The sequence below is a fragment of the Neobacillus drentensis genome, assembly GCF_036965645.1.
In the GTDB taxonomy this organism is placed as follows: Bacteria; Bacillota; Bacilli; order Bacillales; family Cytobacillaceae; genus Neobacillus; species Neobacillus drentensis_D.
The window spans coordinates 461-712 of record NZ_JBALPZ010000214.1 but is presented as its reverse complement, the minus strand read 5'-3'; the positions used below and the strand labels follow the sequence as shown (position 1 = coordinate 712).

The window sequence follows — 252 nt, the reverse complement described above, 5'->3', positions numbered from 1 at the left end:
TCAAAGCATTATCTTTTATAAAATCAAAAATGTTTTTTTCAGATACATGGTTTATGGATATGTCGTTAATAGAATCGATCATTAAAGACCGCATGACAAAATCGCTGACCATTTTCTGATCAGCTAAACCAGAGGTATGGATTGCCGCTATTGGAATCTTTTGGTTTCCCATCTCGAATTCTCGAATGACAATATCGAGACTGTTTCCAAGTTCCTGTTTAAGCTGCTGAGGGTTGTCTTTTAGATGATAAT

At 35.3% G+C, this 252-nt stretch carries 1 pseudogene; it reads right to left on the bottom strand.

Going from position 1 to position 252, the window contains the following annotated elements:
• A pseudogene (locus tag V7266_RS28510) lies at positions 1 to 252 on the bottom strand (spore germination protein); the annotation flags it as partial.